Here is a 4,872-nt window from a genome sequence, read left to right as displayed (position 1 = left end):
TAATGAAAAGTGGTGTACAGATTTTACATATATATATTTATTAAATAATGATGTAAGATATAATTGTACAGTGATAGATTTGTATGATAGAAGTGTAGTTTCAAGTGTTTGTGGAAAGAGAATGGATACAGGGTTAGCGAAGAGAGCTTTAAATAAGGCTTTTAAGGATAACCCAAGGGCAAATAAAGAAATAATATTACATAGTGATCAAGGGAGTCAATTTACTTCAAAAGAATTTGTAAAATATTGTGAGGAACAAGGAATAATACAAAGTATGAGTAAAGTAGGTTGTCCTTATGATAATGCAGTTATGGAAAGATACTATAATACATTGAAAGAAGAATATTTAAATAATTATATATTTGAAAAGGAAGAAGATTTATACAAAGGAATAGAAGAATTTTCATATGTATATTATAATTATGTAAGACCACATAGTTATAATGGATATTTAACACCTATGGAGGTGAGAAGAAGAAAATAAATTAACTTTACCATGCTGTATCAAAAAAGCTTGACCACTACAATAATAATGTTGAAAGTGTTAGAAAAGATGTATTGAGAGCAGAAAATAAAAAAGAGATAATAGATGCTTCAGTAAGTTTAGGAGTAAGTGCAGGGTTAGATACTATGGAGATGAAGGTATCCCCTGGTAGTATAAATGTAGGTGCAAAGGTCTCATATGAATTACAAGAAAGTAAAGAAAACGCTTTAAATATATTAGAAAACACAAAAGAAGTATATAATGAAGTAGAAAATGTAAGTATAAGAGGTTTAAAGACAAAAGATAGTACTATAGAAGGAAGTATTAAGAATCTAAATGTAGAAGAAGTAAAAGATGAAAAGAGTAGAAATAAGGTAGGTTTAGGCTTTGATGTTTCTATAGCTTTTACAGGCACACCTACAGGAGGTAATGGAGAGTTAGAGTTTGTAGATAAGAGAGAAGAGAAGGTACATAAAAGAGATATAGACTTATCTAAACTAGAAATAGAAAGAATTACATTAAAAGAAGAGAAAGCAAATAATCATAATATAGATTATGGACTTAAAGTAGGCACGTCGGGAGTAAGTGCAAGGGTAGGAGAATATGGACTAGATTTAAATTTAAATGTATTAGAAGCAATAGTTAATCCAAATGAATTTAAAGATAAACAAGAATTAGCTTTAAAAGATTTAGAGAGTAGCTATAAGGGTATAAGGTCTAGTATAGAGAATATAAGTAAGACTACAAGTGATGAAGAAACAGATATAGCAGATGAAGAAAGAAGGAGTTTAAAAGAGTTATCAAATTATCATTTAAATGGAGAGTATATAGTAAGAAGTTTAAATGAAAAATCAGCGACTACAAAAGAAGATAGACTATCACTTGTAAGAGATGTAGATTTTAAAGATTTAAAGGTATTTGATAAGATAACAGAAGAAAATGTAGAATTATTACCAGAAGATTTAAAGAGAAGATACTATGAGGCAAGAGAAAGAGGAGAAGAATTAAGGGTAATAGTAGACCAAGAAAAAAATGTATATACATTTGGAGATATGAGTGAGTTAGAGTTTAAGAAAGGCTTAGCAAGAGAGTTAGGTATACATTTAGAGGGAAGAAAGACAGAAGATGGTAAGTTACTTGGGGTAGCAGCAGGTAATATATATTCAGACTATGTATTAAATGGTAGTAAAGAGATAACTAACTTAGAAAAAGATAACCTTTTAGATATTCCTAGAGATGCTAAGGTTGTTAGTGATAGACTTTCTTCAGTTAATGCACTTATGTCTAATGGGGAAAGTTCAAGAATTAAAGAACAAAATGATAATATTGGTAGAAAATTAAAACAAAAAAACATGACAAAAGAACAAAAACAAGAAGAAGATAAAAAAATATTTGAAAAAGAATTTTTATCAAGGTTATCTAAAGAAACGATAAAAGAATATAATAAGCTTAGTGAAGAAATGAAAAAAGACTTGACTAATAAAATAGTGACGTATTATTATAACGGAATAGACCAATATAATAAAATAAAAGATTTTAAAATTGAACAAGAAGTTAATAAGATTATAAAAGACCCTGGTTATAGACCTGCTGCTGTTTTTGAATATGGATTAAAAGCTGATGAGATTAAGCAATTAGCTGAAACTTATGTATATGATATGTTTTTAGATGATGGTAGTGATAATCCAAAAGGAGAAATAAGAGAAAAAATAAATAAATTTGATGTTAAAAATTTAAAAACTTATGTATATGAAGATGGGAAAATAAGAACAATAAATCAAAAATTAATTTTAGGTGACACTTTAACAATAAATGATAAGAAACTTATTGTTGTTTCAATTGAAAATAAGGTAAATGGATATCAAGGAGTAGTCCTTAAGGATGCAGTTAATAAAGATGTTTTTTATGTTATACCAAAAGGAACAAATCAAAAACGTGATTGGTTGACAAATGTATTTGCTCTTCCTTATAGAAATAAGCTTACGTTTTTAGATCAAACTAAGGATGCCTTAGAACAAATAGAACCCTTTAAAGATAAAACTTTATTAGGAGCAGGGCATTCACTTGGAGGTGCAATACTTACAACAGTATCAAATAAACATAAAAATATATCAACACTATTATTTGATCCTGCCTCTAATAATACAGAAACAAATGAAATTGGTTCTAGAAGCATAACTATAAAACCTAAAGGTGAAGGGATATTAGAACTACCCAATTCATTTATAAATTTTTCAAAAGATACAGAAGATTTAAATCAAAAGATACCTTTATATATGTATGATTATAGTCAGAGGGATATTATTATTAAGGAAGAAATGAAAATAATAGAAGAATTAAATAAAGAAAATATTATCTATATAAATAGTACAAATGAAAGAATAGAAAATAAAGAAAAATATGATGAAATATATAAGAAATTTGAAAAAGAATATTTAAAAAAAGAATCACAGTCTCTTTTTAAAGATGTAATGAGTTATCCTGAAAGTTATGAAGATCAAAAAGCGCAAGTTTTAGTAGAGAATATAGATGAAATATTGAAAGATGATGTGAAAAAAGACAAAAAAAAGATAGAAGTTGAATTGTTAAAAATGATTAAAATGAGACGAGGTAAATTAAGAGAACACAATTCAGGTAAACTTGATGACAAACTTAATAATATTTTGATTAAGCCTAATGAATATGAAAGGATGGGTAGATAAAATGCAAAGAGGGTGTAAATCGTGTTTTACAGGATGTCTGTCTGTATTTATAGTATTATTTCTATTTTTTGTTGGTGCATGTGTTAGAATTAATTCAGAAGGGGCTATGATAAAAGACTTAAAAAAAATTGGTATTGCTATAAAAAGAAGAACGATAGACTTAGAGGCTTTCTATATGATAGGTAGTGGACCGGACGAAGTAACATATATGTGGCTTTATCCACCTGTTAAAAATAGGAGTAAATATATTAGTCCTGAATGGAAAATACGTGTATTTGTATCTTCACTTGGATATATGCTATCAGGAAGAGAACTTTTAGAATATGGATATAAAGGATATGTAGTAACAGATTTAATATTCAATAAAGAAAAAGGAAATGATTTCAGAGGAATGGAAAAGGTTTTAGGTGAATATAGTAAAGAATATAATGTTTATGCAAGTTCATATATAGAGAATTATGGGTACTTAAAAAGACTATATAATGAAAAAGAAGGCCCTTCTCAATATTTTGTAGAGAATGGAGAATTAGTATTTAAACAAGTTGATTTAACATATGAAGAGTTTTGGGAAAAAGAAGAAGAAAATCAAAATAAATTTTCTAAAATATATGATGAATATTTTAAAGAGGTAAGACAATTTGAAACTATGAATTGGGATGAATATGCAGAAACATTTTCGTATTTTCCTATCCTATATGTTGTTCTTAAATGTAAAGATTGCGATTTAACTAATAAAGAAGAAATAGAAAAAGAAGTATATGAAAAAATTAAAAAATATCATAATCCGAAAAGTTATGAATTGAGAGTACGTGTAAAAAAAGAAAATGGATAAAGTATTATCTAAAATATTTTGTAAGTATTTAATTTACAAACAAACTAGACAGATAAATTATGTTAAATTGGAGGCACAATACTTATAACAGTATCGAAGAGGGGGAGGTATATTAAAAGTTCCAAATTCATTTATAAATTATTCTAAGAATATAACAGAACTAAATCAAAAGACACCTATATATATGTATGATTATAGTCAAAAGGATTTTGTTATTAATGATGAAATGAAATGGATAGATGAATTAAATAAAGAAAAGATAATCTATGAAAATAGTACAAATGAAAGAATAGAAAATAGAAAAAAATATAATAAAATGTATAAAAAGTTTGAAAAAGATTATTTAAAAAAAGAAGCAAAGTCTCTTTTTAAAGATGTAATGAATTATTCTGAAAGGTATGAAGATCAAAAAGCCCAAGTTTTAGTAGAGAATATAGATGAAATATTGAAAGATGATGTAAAAAAAGACAAAAAAATGATAGAAGACGAATTATTAAAAATGATTAAAATGAGACGAGGTAAATTAAGAGAACACAATTCAGGTAAACTTGATGACAAACTTAATAATATTTTGATTAAACCAAATGAATATGAAAGGATAGGTAGATAAAATGCAAAGAGGCTGTAAATCGTGTTTTACTGGGTGTTTGTCTGTATTTATAGTATTATTTCTGTTTTTTGTTGGAGCATGTGTTAGAATAAATTCAGAAGGTTCTATGATAGAGGGTTTAAAAAAAAAAGGCATTGCTATAAAAAGAAGAACTATAGACTTAGAGGCTTTCTATATGATAGGTAGTGGACCGGATGAAGTAACATATATGTGGCTTTATCCACCAGTTAAAAATAGGAGTAAA

At 26.9% G+C, this 4,872-nt stretch carries 5 protein-coding genes; all 5 read left to right on the top strand.

What is annotated here, in order from left to right; translation table 11 throughout:
* The coding region (locus AYC60_RS07150; RefSeq protein WP_067322983.1) for an IS3 family transposase at positions 1–484 on the top strand (484 nt) is incomplete at its 5' end.
* 74 nt (positions 485–558) lie between these two features.
* Positions 559–3,186 (top strand): alpha/beta hydrolase family protein, encoded by a 2,628-nt coding sequence (locus tag AYC60_RS07145; protein WP_067322980.1) that lies wholly within the window; start codon positions 559–561, stop codon positions 3,184–3,186.
* A 1-nt stretch (position 3,187) separates the two neighbouring features.
* Positions 3,188–4,018 (top strand): hypothetical protein, encoded by an 831-nt coding sequence (locus AYC60_RS07140; protein ID WP_067322977.1) that lies wholly within the window; start codon positions 3,188–3,190, stop codon positions 4,016–4,018.
* Between the two features lie 184 nt (positions 4,019–4,202).
* Positions 4,203–4,628 (top strand): hypothetical protein, encoded by a 426-nt coding sequence (locus AYC60_RS07135; RefSeq protein ID WP_067322975.1) that lies wholly within the window; start codon positions 4,203–4,205, stop codon positions 4,626–4,628.
* A 1-nt stretch (position 4,629) separates the two neighbouring features.
* Positions 4,630–4,872, top strand: a 243-nt coding sequence (locus AYC60_RS07130) for a hypothetical protein (protein WP_156447698.1), incomplete at its 3' end; no start/stop codon positions are given.

The organism is Streptobacillus felis (assembly GCF_001559775.1).
GTDB classification, from domain to species: Bacteria; Fusobacteriota; Fusobacteriia; order Fusobacteriales; family Leptotrichiaceae; genus Streptobacillus; species Streptobacillus felis.
Note: the sequence above shows the minus strand (reverse complement) of the source record. Positions and strands in the feature narration are given on the sequence as shown.